The organism is Pedobacter sp. MC2016-05 (assembly GCF_026239735.1).
Taxonomy (GTDB): Bacteria; Bacteroidota; Bacteroidia; order Sphingobacteriales; family Sphingobacteriaceae; genus Pedobacter.
Genome location: NZ_JAPIVT010000001.1, coordinates 626,895 through 647,529, shown reverse-complemented (window position 1 = coordinate 647,529; position 20,635 = coordinate 626,895). Strand labels below are relative to the sequence as shown.

14 protein-coding genes are annotated in these 20,635 nt (G+C 37.1%); 6 read left to right on the top strand and 8 right to left on the bottom strand.

Going from position 1 to position 20,635, the window contains the following annotated elements:
* Window positions 1–414 precede the first annotated feature (414 nt).
* The 3 genes from OQZ33_RS02765 to OQZ33_RS02755 all read left to right on the top strand — a co-directional run bounded on the left by OQZ33_RS02765 (window position 415) and on the right by OQZ33_RS02755 (window position 6,572).
* Window positions 415–819 carry a response regulator gene (locus OQZ33_RS02765; RefSeq protein WP_265797510.1) on the top strand — a complete coding sequence of 135 codons (405 nt, stop codon included), beginning with the start codon at window positions 415–417 and terminating at the stop codon, window positions 817–819.
* Window positions 819–2,015 carry a sugar transferase gene (locus OQZ33_RS02760; RefSeq protein ID WP_322975003.1) on the top strand — a complete coding sequence of 399 codons (1,197 nt, stop codon included), beginning with the start codon at window positions 819–821 and terminating at the stop codon, window positions 2,013–2,015. The genes OQZ33_RS02765 and OQZ33_RS02760 overlap by 1 nt, the downstream gene beginning before the upstream one ends.
* Before the next feature lie 234 nt (window positions 2,016–2,249).
* Window positions 2,250–6,572 carry a PAS domain S-box protein gene (locus tag OQZ33_RS02755; protein ID WP_265797509.1) on the top strand — a complete coding sequence of 1,441 codons (4,323 nt, stop codon included), beginning with the start codon at window positions 2,250–2,252 and terminating at the stop codon, window positions 6,570–6,572.
* A gap of 427 nt (window positions 6,573–6,999) precedes the next feature.
* Here OQZ33_RS02755 and OQZ33_RS02750 read toward each other — a convergent pair whose 3' ends face one another.
* The 3 genes from OQZ33_RS02750 to OQZ33_RS02740 form a co-directional block, all read right to left on the bottom strand.
* A complete protein-coding gene (locus tag OQZ33_RS02750) occupies window positions 7,000–7,908 on the bottom strand; it encodes a sugar phosphate nucleotidyltransferase (RefSeq protein WP_265797508.1) in 909 nt (302 codons plus the stop codon).
* A gap of 586 nt (window positions 7,909–8,494) precedes the next feature.
* Entirely contained in the window at window positions 8,495–9,886 is a 1,392-nt protein-coding gene (locus tag OQZ33_RS02745) for an undecaprenyl-phosphate glucose phosphotransferase (RefSeq protein WP_265797507.1), read from the bottom strand.
* Between the two features lie 193 nt (window positions 9,887–10,079).
* Window positions 10,080–11,474: a UDP-glucose 6-dehydrogenase gene (locus OQZ33_RS02740; protein ID WP_265797506.1), complete on the bottom strand. Its 1,395-nt coding sequence runs from the start codon at window positions 11,472–11,474 to the stop codon at window positions 10,080–10,082.
* A 291-nt stretch (window positions 11,475–11,765) separates the two neighbouring features.
* Between OQZ33_RS02740 and gmd the strand changes: the two genes are divergently transcribed.
* From gmd to OQZ33_RS02725, 3 genes are read left to right on the top strand one after another with little or no spacing between them, the layout of a single operon-like run.
* Entirely contained in the window at window positions 11,766–12,878 is a 1,113-nt protein-coding gene (gene gmd, locus OQZ33_RS02735; protein WP_265797505.1) for a GDP-mannose 4,6-dehydratase, read from the top strand.
* Window positions 12,879–12,883: 5 nt separating this feature from the next.
* Complete coding sequence (fcl, locus tag OQZ33_RS02730) at window positions 12,884–13,816, top strand: GDP-L-fucose synthase (RefSeq protein WP_265797504.1); 933 nt, start codon at window positions 12,884–12,886, stop codon at window positions 13,814–13,816.
* Between the two features lie 4 nt (window positions 13,817–13,820).
* On the top strand, window positions 13,821–14,900 hold the full coding sequence (locus OQZ33_RS02725) for a mannose-1-phosphate guanylyltransferase (RefSeq protein ID WP_265797503.1): 1,080 nt from the start codon (window positions 13,821–13,823) through the stop codon (window positions 14,898–14,900).
* A 544-nt stretch (window positions 14,901–15,444) separates the two neighbouring features.
* Here the strand turns inward: OQZ33_RS02725 and OQZ33_RS02720 are convergent.
* Genes OQZ33_RS02720 through OQZ33_RS02700 form a run of 5 tightly spaced genes read right to left on the bottom strand, consistent with a single transcriptional unit; the run spans window position 15,445 to window position 20,627 of the window.
* Complete coding sequence (locus tag OQZ33_RS02720) at window positions 15,445–16,659, bottom strand: WcaI family glycosyltransferase (RefSeq protein WP_265797502.1); 1,215 nt, start codon at window positions 16,657–16,659, stop codon at window positions 15,445–15,447.
* A complete protein-coding gene (locus tag OQZ33_RS02715) occupies window positions 16,659–17,486 on the bottom strand; it encodes a glycosyltransferase family 2 protein (protein ID WP_265797501.1) in 828 nt (275 codons plus the stop codon). The genes OQZ33_RS02720 and OQZ33_RS02715 overlap by 1 nt, the downstream gene beginning before the upstream one ends.
* The gene (locus OQZ33_RS02710) at window positions 17,483–18,049 is read right to left on the bottom strand and encodes a putative colanic acid biosynthesis acetyltransferase (protein WP_265797500.1); all 567 of its coding nucleotides are present in this window, start codon (window positions 18,047–18,049) and stop codon (window positions 17,483–17,485) included. Before OQZ33_RS02710 ends, OQZ33_RS02715 begins: the two co-directional genes overlap by 4 nt.
* 18 nt (window positions 18,050–18,067) lie before the next feature.
* On the bottom strand, window positions 18,068–19,468 hold the full coding sequence (locus OQZ33_RS02705) for a Coenzyme F420 hydrogenase/dehydrogenase, beta subunit C-terminal domain (RefSeq protein ID WP_265797499.1): 1,401 nt from the start codon (window positions 19,466–19,468) through the stop codon (window positions 18,068–18,070).
* A 16-nt stretch (window positions 19,469–19,484) separates the two neighbouring features.
* Window positions 19,485–20,627, bottom strand: coding sequence for a polysaccharide pyruvyl transferase family protein (locus OQZ33_RS02700; protein ID WP_265797498.1), 1,143 nt, complete (start codon window positions 20,625–20,627; stop codon window positions 19,485–19,487).
* Between the last annotated feature and the right edge of the window lie 8 nt (window positions 20,628–20,635).

Genomic DNA, 20,635 nt, shown 5'->3' with positions numbered 1-20,635 from the left:
AGTCTTGCCAGTTACAATTTGCAGAGTTAAGTGTTTTCTGTTAAAATATTGATCCAAAAAGCAACCATACCTGATAGGTTATTATAAGCCGTTCGACAACCTGATATTTCTTGAAAGGGAAGCAACGAATTCACTGCTTAAAAATACATTAAGTAATGATACATATACAAATTTTGTCGAATGATTTTTTGACAATCATATTAAATCTACTAACGACAGACAATCTACACATACATTTTTCACTCCTTTTCAGAATATCATTTATTTTCGCTATAAATTTCCTTATTATTGTATTATAAATTATTTAAATAATTTGGTTTCATTTATAGTCCCGATTACACTAACTTCTCTCCAAAGCATGTTCACACTCTACCGAATTTATCACCTTATGTTTATAAATTACAAATCTCCTCGATGAGCATACAAAATAAGCAGAAGATCCACATTTTAGTTATTGAAGATGACGAATTTATGCAGGCGATACTTGAGGAAATTCTTCAGACCAACTATCGCATCGATATCAAATCAGACGGAATGAGTGCACTTAATCACTTACAGTCTGGTCATCTACCTGATCTGATTATTTCTGATCTAAACACACCAAATATGAGCGGCCTTGAATTAATTGAGCAGATGAAGGCGAGTGATTTTTTCCACTCTCTACCTATCATTATTCTTTCCGGAGAGGAGAGCTCTGACAAAAGAATCAAATGCTTGGAAGCGGGAGCAGATGATTTTCTATTAAAGCCTTTCAATCCAGCTGAACTGGAAGCTAGAATAAAGGGGATATTGAGAAGAGTTGGAAAAGGGATAAACTAATGGATGCTGCTATTCAAACGAACTCAGCAATTACCATGGTGGCTATTGTTGGGTTTTCAGATGATTTAAATTCATATTTTCAGCAATTAAATTTCCATGGTGCCGAGGTGATCTGTTTCGAAAACGGAATGAGGCTGCTAGAAAAATGGAGTAATGAGTCTTTAGATATTCGTGCAATCATATCCCACAGTGAAATCTTGTCTACTGGTGGTCTGTCCCTGATAGAAACAATTAGAAATAGAAACATAGAAGAAGTTCCGTTTTTTTTGGTTGTGAATTATTTTAATGCAAATTTAAGATTACTCGCTTTATCAGGTGGCGTAACTGATGTATTTAAATTACCTCTAGACGGCTATAAAATTGAAAAGAGGGTTAACTTCAACATAGCAAACTGGACCGCGCTTAGATCCAGTGTGAATAACAATTTGGTTCGGCTTAAGCCAATTGGCTGGGCTAAGCGAAGTTTCGATATCTTTTTTGCGGGACTTGCAATAATTATGCTCTCTCCTGTCTTGATCATTGTATCCATATTGATCAGATTAGAATCTAAAGGACCTATATTCTACTATTCCCCAAGGGCGGGCACTGGTTTTAAAATTTTTCCTTTCTATAAATTTAGGTCAATGTATGTCAACGCCGACGCTCGGATTAAAGAGCTTAAGCACCTAAATCAATATGACATTGATGCACAAAACAGCACCAATGTTGCAGCTCAGGTGGATTTATGCAATAATTGCAGTTCATCGGGTAAATGCCAATATCCTTTATATTCAGATGGCGTTCAATGGTGTGAAAAAGATACCGCCTTCAGAGAAAATAAGCATGGTAAGTCAGCCTTCTTCAAAATCATGAATGATCCCAGAATTACTAAAGTCGGAAATTTCATAAGAAACACCAGCATCGATGAGCTTCCTCAGCTCTGGAACGTGATTAGGGGGGATATGAGCATCGTTGGCAATAGACCACTTCCACTTTATGAGGCAGAAAAGCTAACTACAGATAAATACGTATTACGTTTTGCCGCTCCGGCAGGAATCACTGGCCTATGGCAGGTTGAAAAAAGAGGCAAGGGTAATATGAGCGAAGAGGAGCGGTTATTACTGGATAATACTTATGCGAAAAACCAAAGTTTTGCAAATGACCTCAAATTGATCTTGAAAACTATCCCTGCCTTATTTCAAAAAGAAAATGTCTGAACCACTATAGTTCTTCATCATTGCAAAACGCAATTATAGTTCAAAATTTTCCTGTAGAAACTATAATTTTTCGTAAGTTTCTTTATATTTATAACAAAGAGTTATCGTTGCTATAGGTCGCGATTCATTCTTATATATCTATACTAATTAATCCGATTCGAGAGGCTTAGAGTTCTTATGACTTCTTACTTATTATGAAGTTAAGCCTGTACAAAAACCATACAACCAATAAATATGCAACAAAGAGAAGAGGAAAGATTAGCAGCGTTATATGATTATGAGATTATTAATACCAGTCCTGAACGCGATTTTGACCGGATAACAGAAATTGCATCAATTATTTGTGGTTGCGAAATCTCTCTTATCTCATTTGTAGAAACCAATCGGTTGTGGTACAAATCTGCAAATGGACTGGTCATTGAGGAACTCCCACGCGGAGCAGCTATCTGTGAACATACTGTTTTAGGAACGGATTTATTTATTGTAGAGGATCTTTCCAAGGATGAACGTTTTAAAACTCATCCGGATGTTACTGACGGGTTGAAAGTACGCTTTTATGCAGGTTATCCGATCATCGATCCGCAAGGTTTTACTCTTGGGTCCATATGTGTGGTGGATACATCTCCGAAACAGCTTGGTTCTCAACAACGCCATGCATTGGCGCTGTTGGCTGAGGAAGCAATGGAACTCATCATGGAAAGAAAGAAAAGGGAGGAATATAAAAACTTCAGCACACTATTTGAAGAAACAGATGACCTGATCTGTATTTTGGGAAGTGATGGAAGATTTAAAAAGGTTAATCCTGGATTTATCAAACGATTGGGTTGGAATGAAATAACACTGAAGACAAAGTCTTATTTTGATCTGGTACACCCTGAAGATATTGAGTCTGCAAAATCGTATTGGGATAATTTTTTGTATGGAAAGGAATTTGATGTTATCAGTTTCCGAATACTTACTGCAAGCGGAAAATATAGATCCATTCAATGGTCAACAACTGCCGACAAAAATAAAAAGAATCTTTTCGCTATAGGAAGGGATATCACAGATGAATCAGAAAAAAACCGCTTACTAACGCTCAGCGAGCAAAAGTTCAAGGTATTCTTTGAAAATTCGCAGGGATTAATGTGTATCCACAATTTAAATGGTGATTTACTATCACTTAATGCGTCTGGGGCTAGAATTCTTGGCTACGATATTGCCGAGCTTAGAGGGAAAAATCTTCGGGATATTATCCCGGAGGAACGTCATAACAACCTTGATCATTATCTGAAAGAAGTGTTTGAACAAGGTCATTCCAAGGGACTAATGATTGTCAGAAAAAAATCCGGTGAACAAAGAATCTGGCTCTATTCAAATGTCCTGCAAGAGGATGAGCGTAATGAATTTTATGTAATCGGCAACGCAGTAGACATCACAGATCAAAAGAAATTAGAAACTGACCTCACACATACCAGAAATTTACTTGAGGAGACGAGTAGGCTTGCTAAGATAGGCGGATGGGAGTACAAGATTAATGAACAAGAATTGATATGGACAAATGTCACTAAGGAAATCCATGGTTTAAGCCCGGATTATGTTCCGCAACTCTCCACTGCGATGGACTTTTACAAGGAAGGTGAAAGTAGGGATAAGGTCAGTAGTGCTGTTAGGAAATGTATCGAAGAAGGTCTAGAGTGGGATCACGAACTGGAAATTATCAATAGTTTTGGAGAGGAACTTTGGGTAAGGGCAAAAGGAAACCGGGAAATATCTGAACTTGGAAACACCAGAATCTATGGAACCCTTCAGAATATAGATGAGCAAAAGCGCGCTCAGCTTGAGCTAGTTGAATCTAAAAAACTGTTAGATGATGTATTGTCTGCATCCTCTCAGGTGAGTATCATCGCTACTAATAATGATGGTATTATCACTTTGTTTAACACTGGAGCTGAAAACTTACTGGGTTACACTGCTGCTGAAATGGTTGGCTTGAAAAGTCCGGAAATTATACACGATAAGTCGGAAATCCTAGCCATATGTGATGATGTTTTGGAAGAAAACGGCACTAGAAATGACAAGTTTCGCTTGTTTCAAATCTGCGCTGATACAGAAGAGAAGGAAAGGCCTTTTACATACATTACAAAAGAAGGGGTTCGGATAAGGGTTTCGTTATCTATTACCTCTATCAAGGATACTGATGGCCATATAATCGGCCATCTTGGTGTCGCTACGGATATTACTGAAAAGGAAATGGCTGAAAAAGCTTTGGCGATTGAGAAAGCTACATTACTTGCATTCATTAATAACGCACCTGCCTCGGTAGCTATGCTGGATGCTAACATGCATTTCTTAGCCGCAAGTCAGAGATGGATGAATACATATATCAAAACCTTGGACAATGTTGATGGGCTCTCTTATTATGAAGTGTTCCCGAACCTTGATAAAGGCAGAATTGAAAATCATCAGAAAGTCTTAAAAGGTGATGTGATTAAAAAAGACGAGGATATTTTCGTCGATCCCATTACCAAGGTGCCCCATCACATTTCATGGGAGATGCGTCCTTGGCATGACTTAGAAGGCGCTATAGGAGGAATGATGATTGTCACTCAGGATATCTCTCAGGCTGTTAAGCATCGAGAGGAATTAACTGTGGCCAAACTCCGTGCGGATTATGCTAATGCTGCAAAGTCAGACTTCCTCGCCAACATGAGCCATGAAATCAGGACGCCCTTGAATGGCGTAATCGGTTTCACTGATCTGGTTTTAAAAACGGAATTGACCGACATCCAAAAACAATATCTATCTATTGTAAACCAATCTGCAAATACATTGCTCACCATTATAAATGACATTCTGGATTTCTCTAAAATCGAGGCTGGAAAATTTGAACTTGACGTGGAAAAATGTGATTTATTTGAAATCGCCTCACAGGCAACTGATATCACCACTTACCAAATCCAATCCAGAAACCTGGAGATGCTATTAAACCTTCACGCCGAATTGCCCCGTTTTATATTCGCGGATGGATTGCGTTTAAAACAGGTACTTATCAATCTCTTAGGCAATGCTTCTAAATTCACTCATTCGGGAGAAATAGAACTTAAGATAGAATTACTTACCAAAGGTGATGAGCAAGATAGATTTCGTTTTAGTGTAAGAGATACCGGCATCGGAATCCCACTGAGCAAACAAGACAAAATCTTTAGCGCATTTGCCCAGGAAGATTCATCAACAACTAAGAAATATGGTGGAACAGGCCTTGGATTAACGATATCTAATAAGTTACTTAACATGATGGATAGCCGTCTTGAGCTGATAAGTGAACCTGGCGTTGGTAGTACCTTCTTCTTTGACATTTCGTTAAAATCTGAAGCCGGTCCTGCGATAGAGTATATGGGGATCGAATCGATCAACAATGTATTGATTGTGGATGACAATGACAATAACAGGATTATCTTAAAAGATATGCTCCTGCTAAAAAATATTAATGTCACAGAAGCTAAAGGAGGTTTTCAGGCGCTACAGTTTTTGGCTGAAGGCAATGAGTATGATGTTATCTTGATGGATTATCACATGCCGTTTATGGACGGTTTAGAAACCGTTGCTAAAATCAGGCAAAGTTTTTCAGATCCAAATCAAAAGTCGCCCATAATTCTTCTTCACAGCTCATCTGATGATGGAACATTAATCGCCGCCTGCAGAGATCTGGGCATTCAAAGCAGGCTCAGTAAACCGATTAAAATTGACGATCTGTATCAAGCGCTGGCTAAACTGAACGAGGTTTCTCCAGACAATACTACTCAAAACATCATTAGTTCAGAAGAAGTTACAACGCTAAATCACAATTACACGTTTTTAATTGTTGAAGACAATGAGGTGAATAGGTTCCTGGCAAGAGCATTAATTGAAAAAATTCATCCAAATTCAAAAATCTTAGAGGCGGAAAACGGAATCTTGGGTCTAGAGGTTTTTAAAAAAGAAGTGCCTGATTTTGTGTTCATGGATATTCAAATGCCTGAAATGAATGGATATGAATGTGCAAAACAAATCAGACTACTCGAAAACGACTATCGTACTCCAATTATTGCACTTACTGCTGCAAACATCACGCGGGAGAAGGAAAAAAGTATTGAAGCGGGTATGGATGACTTCATCACAAAACCCGTGCTTGAGGAAAATATTGATGATATCCTGAAAAAATGGTTGCCCAAAGCTAAAAAAACTTCGACGCCTCAAGAAATAATACATTTTGATAAGTCAAAACTAGACTTCTATTTAGATAAAGATGAGAGTAAGCTTAAAAAAATTATTCTAATCACGATTAAACAATTAGAACAAGCTCTTAACCAGCTTAATGAAAACGGCTGGCAAACAGATCTTGAAAAAGTAACTGCATTTGCGCATAAACTTTACGGAATGTCCATTTCAGCCGGATTGGTAAACATTGCAGAAATTACAAATAGCCTACAAAAAATACACTCCGAAGATTTGATTGATAACGGTGAGTTATTGAATAACTTAAAAATCGGAATAGAGACTATAATCCCAATTCTAAAGTCCAGATATGATGTTTAAAACTTGCTGCAAACTACCGCCAATACCAGCTAAGTAAAGAGACCTTGTGACTAGAAAAATGCAATAATAATAATCAAGATCTAGTAAACAGAAGTGATAATAGAAGGTATTGAAACTGCATCTAAGTCTAAAAAGGTCGGTCACAGAAGCATTATAAATCTTAAAACATTACACTAACGTTGTATGGCTGCTACTAGCCTGAACCTCATGCTTATACGAAAATTGTGAAACACACGCAACTAAAAACGGTCCTCTAAAAGATTCGTTAATATATTTTCCAAAATGGATACTAAACTAAAATGAGGGTGCATCATGAGGTTAGAAATATCTTTGCCCTGGTTGCGAAGCGTTATCTATACTTGATGTGAAAGTTGAGGTTGTCATGAAATGGCCTCAATATAAAATTGAGGCCTTGGAGAGGTAACTTCTATTTCCAGAGATTTTTAGGATAAATGTCTTTTGAGGTTAATTCAGCGAGCTGACTCCTTACGATCTCTGCATCTTCTTTAAAAGTAACGCCAAACCACTGGGCCTCGGTCTTTACCAAACTCACCACTCCCGCTCCGGTATTAATAAGAGAATCTACAACTTCTGGTATAAGAAATTCGGATTTGAGATCTCCATCATGACTATCAAGAAACTCATAATATCGTTGCTCACTCCAATCAACAAACTCAGGAGTAAAACAGAAGAAATTCATACTTACGGGAGTTTGTACATCCATTTCAATCTCCTCTTCCCCATCAATTCTTATAGCAAGATTTGCTTTCTTGTAGATTTCTTTTCTTTCAGTAATTGCTGTGATAAAATTTTCTTCATTAACATTTATTTCCCCACGCGTTACTGCGCCATGATCACTTAAAGTATTTTTCAATTGGTAACCTAAACAGGCATATTTTCCTTTATCTACAGATTGTGTTAGAAAAGCATAAGCCTTTTCGAAAGCATCCAGACCATAAAAGTCATCAGCATTTATCACCGCGAATGGCGCATCAAGGACATCCTTGCAGCATAAAAGAGCATGCTGGGTGCCATACGGTTTAACTCTACCTTCAGGCAAAGGTCTCCCTGCCCTAAATTTATCAAGACTTTGATAAACATAATGTAAGTTGATTTTACCAGCTAGCTTTGGCTCGATTGCAGCCTTGAAAGAGGTTGAAAATTCCTCCCGAATAATAAAAATTACTTTATCGAAGCCAGATTTTATTGCGTCATAAATAGAGTATTCCATTATGGTCTCTCCAGAAGGTCCAAACGATTCTGTTTGTTTGGATCCACCATACCTACTGGCCATTCCTGCTGCTAAAATTACTAAAGCGGGTTTTAAGTTATTCATAATTGCTTATAAGAGTGTGATAATTAAAATGAAACAAATTTTATAGATGTAAACCGGCAATTTAATGACTAATTTCAGGTTTTATGACTAAAAAACAATGTATTTAACAAAAGATTAATGATAAATTAACAATTAATCACAAAATAAGACACCAGTCTTATTAATTTTATATTGAATTCAACATTTTAAACAACAAAAATATCAATAAAAACTAGATTGAACGTAAAATACTTATATTTGCTCACGTAATTCCGTCCAGACATAGTTAAATTCCGATCGCAATGACTTCTACACCTACACTGCCTGAGAAAAAGAAATGTTCCAAGTGCAAATCTCCTATGGAACGCATACCTAGAAGTAAAATTTTGAAATCATTGTTGCCTTGGCTACCGATTAAACACTTCATTTGCTACAGGTGCAAAAAAAAGGTATATAGTTTTACAGGTGAAACTTAATCGCGCTCTTAGAAAAAAAAGGTTTTTTTTTTCAACTGGAGTTAATAAATTATAAGCTGATGGCAAATTCTAAAAATCCATCCACAACAAGAATTTTACCAAAAAAATAAATTTAAAAATCGAGGCCAGCATCAATAGGCATTATCTTCTCCACGAAATACATTTATTACCGTCATGAAAATAATTTTGACATCTAGCATGGAGGTCCAGTTTTCGAGGTAAAAAATATCAAATTTAACTCTGTTTTCCATTGCGTCATCCTGCTTGGTTTCCCCTCTAAAGCCATTAACTTGAGCCCATCCGGTAATACCAGGCTTTAAGAAATGTCGAACCATAAATTGACTAATGATTTGTTTGTATTCTTCTGTATGCTTAAGCATATGCGGTCTAGGTCCTACGACACTCATAGATCCAAAAAACACATTAAAAAACTGAGGCATTTCATCTAAGCTCGTCTTTCTTAAAAAATGTCCAATTTTCGTAATTCGATCATCATCTTTAGTGGCCTGCTTACTATCACTATCCTTGTTGATCTTCATGCTCCTGAATTTCCAGCACCAGAAGGGTTCATCATTACGACCACTTCTCAACTGCTTAAATAATACTGGACCCGGGCTTTGGATTTTAATCAAAATTGCAATGATTGGATAAAGCCAGCTCATCACAAATACAATAACAAAAAAGCTAAATATGATATCAAAAGCTCTTTTTTTGAATCTGTTGCCCATCACTTCGAGTGGCTCATTTCTGAGCGTGATCATGGGAAACTCTCCACCAACATAAGATATTGTGTATGGGGCAGCAAGTGCACCACCTATATCAGGCACAAATTTGAGTCTAACACATTGTTGATCCGCGACAGAGACTAACCTGCTAACATCATTCATACGATTTGGCGCGATAGCAACGTATATCTCCTTAACCCCTGCTTCGACGGCTAATTCAAGCTTCGAAGAGATTGAGTCATGACCGTTTATAGAATCATAGATATCATCATCATTTCCAACAAATCCGATAAAATCCAAGCTCCTATGTTTGCCTATATATTCCGATAACCTGATAGCGGTTCCATTAGACCCTAAAATTGCAACTTTCTTAGCGGCCTTAAACTTATTTAGAACAACATATTGGATGTAGGTTCCGACAAATCTATTCAATATAAAAGATATGACCAGTAAAGCATAAAAGACAATCAAGAAGGCTCTTGAGAAACCATGTTCTGCAGAAAATAACAGATAGGAAAGATATAATACAAAGTGTACAGAAAGTGTTCGGTAAGTTCCTCTATATATCCGCTCCAATTTTCGAGCACCGTAAGATGAATATAGACCAAATATAGCGGAGGCGAACAACCAGATAAGATTATATACGACAACATGATGCCTGTCCATTTCGTTATGAACCTCTTTCCCAAAAAGAGGCGTAAGGTGGAATGCAACGAGATATACCACATTTAGCATAATGAGATCCGTTACAGGCAGAATATATTTAAGCAGATATAGATAGCGAGTTGGAGACGTCATAGTTTAAATACAGGATAGACAAGACAAATATATAAAAAAGCAACCAATAGAGCTAAAAGTAGTAAGAAGAATGTTGAGGGTAATGAGATATAAATTCAGACCTTCTACAATACCTACTTTACTAAACTCCATTATTTATCAAAGGAGTGCATTAATTATTAGATTATGCACTCCTTTTACAACTATCAGTTAGCTAGACACCGATTCCAGTAACCTGAAATCCTATAGCTTTTAGAGACTTATGATCCAAAAGATTTCTACCATCAAATATTTTTGCAGGTTTTAACATCCCATCATATATACGCTTCCAATCATACTCTTTAAAATCATCCCATTCAGTCAAAACGGCGATTGCATGTGCACCCTTACAAGCTTCATATGGATCAGTAAAAACCTCTACATTATTCTTATTTGCTTCCTCACTCCTAGTATCCAAATATTGTAAGTCGTGATGGATTTGCTTTTCTTGCACCTTTGGATCATACACCTGAATAAATGCCTGCTCGTTTAATAACTCATCAGCAACATAGATTGCAGCGGACTCTCTAGTATCGTTGGTATCTTTCTTAAACGCCCAACCCAGGAATGCAATTTTTTTACCCGATACGGTGTTATAAAGATTTTTAACAATATTTAACGCGAATCTTCTTCTTTGGTGATTATTCATTATGATAACCTGTTCCCAATAATCTGCAACTTCCTGCAATCCAAAAGAGCGAGAAATATAAACTAGATTCAAAATGTCTTTTTGAAAACAGGAACCACCAAAACCTACGGATGCCTTTAAGAACTTTGGACCTATTCGGCTATCTGTACCGATAGCTCTGGACACCTCGTTAATATTTGCTTCAGTCTTCTCGCAAAGTTCTGATATAGCATTTACAGAAGAAATACGCTGCGCTAAAAAAGCATTGGCAACCAATTTCGAAAGTTCGGAAGACCACACATTAGTTGTTAAAATCCGCTCTCGAGGAATCCAATTAGCATAAATATCTACAAGTGATTGAATCGCTTGCTCACCCTCTTCTGTATCATCGCCACCAATAAGCACTCTATCGGGAGATAAAAGGTCTTCAACAGCCGTGCCTTCTGCTAAAAACTCCGGATTTGATAATACTTGAAATTTAACTCCACTTCCGGTATTATGGAGAATATCACGGACAGCCTCAGCAGTCCGAACTGGTAGCGTTGATTTTTCAACGATTATTTTATCCGAGGTAGATACCCTCGCTATTTGTCTTGCACATAACTCAATCCACTTCAAATCAGCGCCCATCCCTTTACCTGATCCGTATGTTTTAGTGGGCGTATTTACGGAGATGAAAATCATCTCTGCCTCGGCGATAGCTTTGTCCACATCAGTAGAAAAGAATAGATTTCTTCCTCTTGCCTCTGCAACCACTTCACTTAATCCAGGCTCATAAACGGGAATGTTATTTACATCTTCATCATTCCAGGCTGCAATACGCGCCTCGTTCAAATCAACTATAGTTACCTTAATATCTGGACACTGTTTAGCTACAACTGCCATTGTAGGACCGCCTACATATCCTGCCCCTATGCAGCAAATGCTAGTAATTTTCTTCATTTAATACGTAATTAGATTAGAGTGGGTATTCATTAAATATTATCGTAAAGGTAAATTCTTTTTTTAAGGTAAAACATTTTTTTTTGAAAAAATGCAACTCAGAAGCTGATCTCAATTAAGATTTTAAAATGAAATGAATATATTTACGCCGTAAAACCTTTAAAAATGGTTTCAAGGAAACAAACAATGATTGAATTTTCATTTAAACCCTGTTTAATACACTTCTAAGATAAAATCTATATTAAATTTTTGTTAATCTTCTGAAAATTCTAAATAAAAAATTTTAAATAAATGAAAAAAGCGCTTATTACCGGAATTACCGGTCAGGACGGATCATATTTAGCAGATCTATTATTGAAAAAAGGATATGAAGTCCATGGTATCAAACGACGTAGTTCCTTATTCAACACCGATCGAATTGATCATTTGTATCAAGATCCTCATGAGAGCAATGTTCGTTTTGTATTACACTATGGCGACTTGAGTGATTCGACTAATCTTATTCGCATTATACAACAAGTTCAACCTGACGAAATTTATAATTTAGGTGCAATGAGCCACGTGCAGGTTAGTTTTGAAACACCAGAATACACTGCAAATGCTGATGGAATCGGAACACTTAGGATTTTGGAAGCAATCCGTATCTTAGGTTTAGTTGAAAAAACCAAAGTTTATCAAGCTTCAACCTCGGAGCTTTATGGATTGGTTCAAGCAGTTCCTCAATCTGAAACCACTCCATTTTACCCTCGCTCTCCTTATGCAGTAGCTAAAATGTATGCTTACTGGATTACAGTAAACTATAGAGAAGCTTATGGAATATATGCTTGTAACGGTATTTTATTTAACCATGAAAGCCCTTTAAGAGGAGAGACATTTGTTACCCGTAAAATTACCCGCGGTACTGCAAAGATTGCTTTAGGTATGCAAGATAAATTATATCTGGGAAATCTAGACGCCCGCAGGGATTGGGGACATGCGAAAGACTATGTAGAGGCTATGTGGTTAATCCTGCAACAAGAAAAGCCGGAAGATTTTGTTATTGCAACAGGCGTGACTACAACAGTAAGAGATTTCATTAAAATGGCCTTTGAAGAAGTAGGAATATCAATAGAGTTTAAAGGTGAAGGTGTAGAGGAGAAGGGTTATGTTGTTTCGTGCAGCAAATCAGAGTTTCAAGTTGAAGTTGGTAAAGAAGTTGTAGCGGTAGATGCCCGTTATTTCCGCCCAACAGAGGTGGAATTGTTGATCGGCGATCCCACGAAGTGCAAAGAAAAATTAAACTGGACGCCTAAATATGACTTGGCGGGATTGGTTAACGACATGATGAACGCCGACGTTCAACACTTCCAAAAGGAAAAAATGTTGAAAGAGGCAGGTTATGCAGTTAAAAATCAATTCGAATAAGATCTATGGAGCAATCAGCAAAAATTTACGTCGCAGGGCACAACGGAATGGTTGGCTCTGCAATCGTTAGGAAATTAAAAGCCGAAGGTTTTACTAACATAATCACGCGTTCCTCAAAAGAGTTGGATTTAAAAGACCAGCAAGCAGTACAGCTTTTTTTTGAAACGGAGAAACCGGATTACGTTTTTCTGGCTGCCGCTAAGGTTGGTGGTATCCTGGCTAACAACATTTACCGAGCAGATTTTCTTTATGAAAACTTGATGATTCAAAACAATGTGATTCACTCTGCTTACTTACACAATGTTTCCAAATTAATGTTCTTGGGGTCGTCATGTATTTACCCTAAGCTGGCGCCTCAGCCACTTAAGGAAGAGTACTTACTAACCGGCGAGCTGGAACCTACTAATGAGCCCTATGCCATCGCAAAGATTGCAGGAATTAAATTATGCGATGCATATCGCTCTCAATACGGGTGCAATTACATTTCAGTAATGCCTACTAATCTATATGGTCCAAATGACAATTACGATCTAAACAATTCCCACGTTTTACCTGCACTGATTAGAAAAGTAATTACAGCAAAAAATAATGGGGAAACAACAGTAACGATTTGGGGAACCGGGGCTCCCAAAAGGGAATTTCTATATGTGGATGATTTGGCAGAGGCGTGCTTTTATCTGATGGAAAGTTATAATGAACCAGGGTTGGTCAACATAGGCGTTGGGGAAGATGTTTCTATATTAGAATTGGCACAATTGGTAGTTAAAATAGTTGGTTTTGAAGGGGAGATAGTTACCGATACTTCCAAGCCTGATGGCACTCCTCGAAAATTAATGGATGTTGGGAAACTGAATGCTCAAGGTTGGAAAGCAAAGGTTTCTTTAGAGGAAGGAATTAGGAAAGTCTATAACGAAGTAAAAGATCTAAACTGGAACTAGTTTCATGAATTCAAACAACTATGTATTGATAATGGCCGGAGGCGTCGGCAGTCGTTTCTGGCCAAAAAGCCGCAACCATTTCCCTAAACAGTTTTTGGACATTTTGGGCATTGGCAAATCACTTTTACAGCTAACCTACGAACGGTTCTTGAAGCTATGTCCGAAGGAAAATATCTTTATCGTAACAAACAGCCAATACGAAGAAATCATTTTGCAACAACTTCAGGGTATTAGCTCATCGCAGCTGATATGTGAGCCAAGTAGAAACAATACCGCTCCATGTATAGCATATGCTTCGTTTAAACTGAATGCACTAAATCCCAATGCAAACATTGTTGTAGCTCCATCTGATCATTTTATTTTGTATGAGGACATCTTCATTGAGAAAATAAACCAGGCGCTGAAATATACTGAACAAAATGAAGCTCTGGTAACGCTGGGGATTACTCCGGTTAGGCCGGATACGGGTTACGGTTATATTAAATATGAGATTGGAGACCAGGATGGAGTACATAAGGTTATCCAATTTAAGGAAAAACCTAATCTGGAAAATGCCCAGAAATTTATAGAGGAAGGCAACTATGTATGGAATGCAGGTATTTTTATCTGGAAGGTCGGCTCAATTTTAAGTGCATTGTCAGAATACTCATCAGAAATTCATAATTTGTTTGAGCAGGGGGTGGGAACATACAATACTGCGGCAGAAGTTAACTTTATCGAAGTCAACTACCCTAAATCTCCCAACATTTCGATAGACTATGCAATTATGGAACAGGCGACAAATGTTTATACTATTCCAGCAGAATTTGGTTGGTCGGATTTAGGTACGTGGGCATCACTTTATGAAGCCGCACCAAAAGATAAACAACAAAACGTTATAGCAGGTCGACAGATTGATGTTAGCGCAACGACTAACAGCATAATTCATATAAGCAACCATAAGTTAGCTGTAATTAGGGGATTAGAAAACTTTATAGTTGTTGATGAAGGTAATGCGCTGTTGATCTATCCAAAGGCTGAAGAACAACAGATTAAGGAGGTTGTTAAACAAATGAACCAGTTATATGGAGATGATTTTATTTGATAAATTCTAAAGAATCATTTGGTTTTAAAGTTATTAACCGTCATAGTAAAATTTGATCGTAATGTTCTTCTAACTTATTATGGATTATCTTATAATATTTGAGTTACTATTCGCATTTTTGATATAGATATTATAAGATAATCCATAAATACAAATCAAATTCTTTACCTAATTTGAATCAAGAATATGCGAAATTCGCATATTAGTTTCTAGCGGAGATATAGAACTCCTAGACATAATAGCGTTGGGCATAAAATTAATTTTAGTTAGCTGATGAAGACTATCTTTAATATTAAGAAACTTAAAACAAGCTATTTCTTAACGTGATTTATGGGTAGTAAAATATGTCAGGTATTTTAGTCAATTTCTCAGCACCTAACAAATTATTTGTCTACCTAATATTCACAGTCTAGACAATGGTGCAATACCAAAATGCAGTAAAATGTACAGTACTATAGTTTAAGCAACTACATGACTATTCACTCTGTTTTAATAATCATAAGATTACAGGACAAACTCTAAAGAAAATTTTGAGGAAACATTTTTAACTTATATCAGCTAAAATCTTGGCTAATATGTTTTTCTTATTAAGGTATCTTTCGGCATAAGCTCGAGCATTTAACCTCGAAGAGTTCATGTCACTTTCTGTGATGGATAAAATAGTTTGTGCAAGTAACGGTTCATTCTCAGGTTCTATAACAACACCCATTTCGTTCTCTCTAACTACATCACACAGAGTCGTGCCGACATTGGCTGTTACCAGCGCTAGTCCACCGACAGACAATATTGTTGTCAACTTAGATGGCATTACAAGATCACTTGCATCTTTTTTTTGCAACACAAGATGTACATCTGCCATATTTAAAAACTTATTGAAAACAGCATCTCGCTGCAGAGGCAAAAAATGCACATTAGTCAATTCATCTGCAGCTGCCATACTTATTAACTTCTCTTTATATGGACCTGTGCCACAAATAACAAACTGAATGTGAGGATTACTTCTGAGCGTTTTGGCGATTCGTATAAGCGAATCTAAGCCTTGTTTTTCGCCTATACTACCTGAATATAAGATGATCTTTTGGTTGACGTTAAAACCCCATTCAGGCTTTAGTAAATCTCTATGAGGTAGAGGAGAAAAATTAACAGTGTCTACCCAATTCGGAAAAAACAATATTTTTTTATTGACCTTATCCTTAACTCGTTTAATCATCCCATCCGAAATAGTGCTTACGTAGTCGACGTTCTTTAAGATCAAGCGCTCCAACGCAAATAATGCAGGGAACAGGACGGATGGCAGCATTTTTAACTCCTTCGATGCATCAACCTGCAAATCCTGAATATGATATATGATTTTACCGCCCTTAAAAAACCGATAAAAAAGAGCTAAAAACCCCAAGTGAAAAGGTGGAGCAATAGTGAATATAATATCATATTTTTTCTTAAATAGCAACCGAAATACTACTAACCAAGAGCTCATGACAAAAGTAGCTTCATGAAGCAATCTCTTAAAACCAGATGGTACTTTTGGAATATACATCGGGCAGCGATAGATAATAAGGTTCCCTCCATGAGAAATATCTTTTTTATAAAAATTCCCCTTATATGGTGGCTGAACTTCCCAATATGGATAATATGGGAAAGTAGTTACCATGGTAGTATGGTGGTCATGAGCAGCAAGCCAGTTAACCATTTCACCACTATACTTGCCTATTCCAGTCAATTCAGGGAAACAATTTATACCTAAAACTAAAACCCTCATTATTTTATTAAATTAGTTTTATGCAACATCTCTTTAGTTTTTAGGATGATAAAATACTCGTAAACGGATTGCAGGGTAGCGTAAGTAAATCCAGCCTTCCCATCTAAAAATGCTCTCCGCCATATTACCATATAAAACCATTTGATAATGTATCTGCCAGGTATTTTGTAAAAAAGTCCTTTTTGATGGTATCTTTTCTCTGAGAAATCTTTACCAAACAAAGCTGTTTTAAGAGAAAATTCAATCCCACTAGTATGTTCATCTATCCAGCGTTGTGCTTCCATTGTAGAATAAACATTATGCTTGTCTAGCCAATGGCGATAGCCTTTAGAAAAGGGATAATGATCAAAATAACCTTTAATCTCGTTTATCCTACCTGGTACCTCAATTACCTCGTTAACCTCTCGATGATACACAGCTTTGCCTCTTCTAACCAAACGAATATAAAAGGGGGAAATTTGCGCATGTTTTAACCAGGTTTCATTTAAAAAATCACGGCGCCTGATCCTAAAGCCATCTACATCAGCTGCTGTGGTTTGTAGGATATTATTAATTTCGTTAAACAGAGCAATTGGGATCCTTTCGTCGGCATCTAATATGAAAAGCCATTCATTTTTAAAAGGAAGCGACAAAGCCGCATTCCTTTGTCTCGCATAACCATCGAAAACTCTTTGAGTAACAATCGCACCAGCTTGGGTTGCGATAGCTACAGTTTTATCATTACTAAACGAGTCGAACACGTGTACATCATCACTCCAATTAACCGAAGCTAAACATCCAGGTAAATCTTGCTCTTCATTTTTGGTAAGAATTACTACTGATATCATTTGAGTTTGGATATTATTTTTCTTTCTTTAAGATAAATCGCAGGATTACCCCCGACAACTGTCCAAGGCATCACATTTTTGAACACTGCGGCTCTGGCGCCAACAACGGCTCCTATTTCGACAATAACACCGGGGCCAATGAAAGCATCTGCTGCGATCCACACCCTATCTTTAATCTCAATAGGTCTAAGAACTAATGAGTGTATTGGGTCGTTAAAATCGTGGGATGACGCACAAAGATATGCTTTTTGCGAAACCGTAGCATTAGATCCTATGGTAATTTTTCCTTGATTATAACAGTCTACACCTGGGCCTATCGCTGTAAATTCTCCAACTACAAGATTCCAAGGTGCCCATATTATAACTGAAGAATGAATAGTACTTGTCCAGCCGATTTTCGCTCCAAAGCATCTCAAGACAAATATCCTCCACTTCCTGAATGGCCTAGGAACGAACGGCTTGAAAAATAAAAAACTAGCAAACGTCCATATTATTCTGCCCAATTTATTTTTCAACGAGAAATTATGTCGTACCTCTGTCATGTTAACATTAATATCTTTCATTACATCTACTTGGAGTCGTTATCTACCTTTCTTCAATTTGAAGTAAGAAATTTTTCTTTTTATTATTCTTGAGGCTGAACTTGATATTTCAAGTAACCTTAGGATCTTTAGTTGTGCCTGCATTCTTTTTTTATAATAGCCATAATCGTCTCTTGACAACGCGATTTTAAAGTCTTCTCTTGATTTTACAGTAACACTAAATCTCATCGCATAAATCAATTTTCTAAGTGGTGGCATCAAAAACTCTCCAGCTTGTACCCTTTTTATAGGACGCCAAAGTTTTTTCTTATCTACCATTCTTAGCCGATACGATAGGCCTTCACGCCTCTGCCTAAAGCCACCGGACTGTGCGCTCACTGCGTCCTTTTCAGTTAAAGGTTCCAGATAAATTCTGTCTCTTTCGAATGCATTTGTTATGAGTTGATTTATTTGTGAATTCCTAACAATTAATAAATTTGTTCCATTTGAATCGATCTCAAACTGTGGCAACCAAGCATCCCCAATGGTTAAATCTGCAGTTTCACCTACCACATCGTCGCAAAAATTACATGCCGGCAGCATTAAAGAGCCTTGATTGAATTTGCCACCAACCACATTTCCAGAGTCTTCTCGAATTTCATAATCATCTGCATATGCAGTAAATACATAGGCCCTGGCTGGAATATCATCAGCTTTGGTACGATATTTAAATCTTACGGCTTTTGATGGTTCGATTCCCTTAGCCCAACCTAATGAAAGTGTCCAATTTATGCTTTTCAGGTGCCCACAAACTAATGCAGCCGTATAAGCTATAGATTCTTTAATCAATGGATCTATTAGCTGTATGCGCCTTATAGCTTTAACCATGCATGGCAAACCTATAAACAAATACTTCCCCGGTTTCTCTTTAATCATTTGCAGAACTTCAGAAACTTCAACTACATGATACTTGGTTCTTGCTCCTTTTGTTATCTCTTCCAGGCTATTACTAATTCCATACTTAAAAAAAGGATCTAATGCAGTAGCTCTCTTAAACTCTTTGATGTGAATTACGCCATCAATCATTCCCTGCTGGAACAGCTCTGCACCCACCCACGTACCAAAACCACCAGATGTACCGTTATTCCTATATTCACCTTCTCTAACGTATCCAGCATAAACATCTTGATAAGGTCCAATATTTCGACTTGCATTATCACAATTGTTAAGAAAGGTTGCAGCTAATACGTCTTCATTAAACTTAGGATTTAACGACGGGCAAACAAATTCCATCTGCTTTACAATACCACCATCGCTAACATCCTTTAAATCAGACAGATCAGGATAATACTCTCCATAATCATTAATTTTAACGGGAGCGCCCGAAACAAATGAACAGGCACCACATCCAACGCAATAGCCCCCATTTACAACATTTTTTAGGTTATCTATTTTTGCCATTTTACTTCCCATTTGATTATTTATTAATTGCTTCTTGTAAAAACTGAATAGAGTCCACTCTTTTGTGTTCTAAAATTGACTTCACCTTTTCGTAGCTAATCTCCATATCTCTTATATCTGGAAATGGCGCTCCTTCTTCGATCAATCTATCTTCAAGTCCCACCATTGTTAATAAGCTTTGCTGACGACTATTATTATTTTTGCTACCTGGGGTAATTGTATAGAATGGTTTTTCAAAAATCAAAGAAAATATAGACCCATGAAATGAGGTGGTAAGCACGATAGCCGCTTTTTGATAAAGTCCCAAAAACTCTCTTGGTCCCATATCCCTGATATTGATAATTTTAGAATCTGGCTCTACTCTCATTTCATTTTTACAAACACGGATAATCTTATATCCAGTTTGCTTTTGCAAATGCAGAGCTAGGTCTAACACGTATTTCGAATTTTTAAATACAAACATCAAAATATAAGGCTCAGAACTCTCATAGGGAACTAAAATCGTTTCCCATTCTTGTTTAGTCAACAAAAGTGTCGGATCTACTACATGAATCGCATCTTTGCCCGTAATATCCTTAATTAGCTTGACTCCATCGACTTCTCGTGTTGAGATGAAATCCAGATTATTAAATAAGCCCTTATATGTCTGATGATATGCTTTACTGATCGAACCTACACCGAAACTCGAGGCATAAGATATCTTTTTAGCCTTTTCCGGGGCAAAAGTGAGGTAATAAGGCTCAAGGTTTGTGTGGTTGTTTGGATTCCAGACTTGGTCACTCCCAACAATAAAAGTATCATAGTCGTGAGTTGCATCATAAAGCTCCGAATAGCTATGGTATACTTTTGATGTCTTGGTGTACATGCCATGAAACTCGCTAAATCGTTTTGCCCTTACTTTCGCGATACCTGGATTAGTAAATATGCTATATTTATCAATCCATTTTAGCACAAATTCTTTCAATTTGCTGATCGGAGTCTGTTTAAAAAGAGGCTTTGCCTTAAGCTCATTCCGATATTTAGGGTTCTTGTAGAATAAGTAGTTGATGATTTCATTCTGGTAACCTAATAATTTAAGTTTGTGGTGCAAAGCAAAGGCCTGCAATTCTGCACCGTAATTATTAACATTTAATATTGTTATGATCCCTATTTTTTTCATTTTATTTG